Source organism: Bacillus pseudomycoides DSM 12442, from assembly GCF_000161455.1.
Taxonomy (GTDB): Bacteria; Bacillota; Bacilli; order Bacillales; family Bacillaceae_G; genus Bacillus_A; species Bacillus_A pseudomycoides.
Genome location: NZ_CM000745.1, coordinates 5,513,957 through 5,514,268 on the forward strand (window position 1 = coordinate 5,513,957; position 312 = coordinate 5,514,268).

Sequence of the window (312 nt, forward strand, 5' to 3'; positions counted from 1 at the left end):
ATAAGGGAGTTTTTTCATCATTTCATATTCCTCCTATATAGGTTTTGATTGTAAGTTCATTTCTCCTTTAAAAGCGATATCTTTTGAAGCTAGTTCTGCATCGTTATGAATATCATTTCAACTTTGTTTAGCAGCCTTTAAATCATCAAGTATTAAAGAAAATTTATAGTGAAAGGCGAAGTCTTGAATCAGACTTCGCCTTTTCGTTATATAGGGATTTACTAATTATTTTATAACCATTTAACAATGTAATCATAGATTCTCTATGTTTTGAGTAACTTTGCAACGGAATCAATATTTCCTTATTTTTGA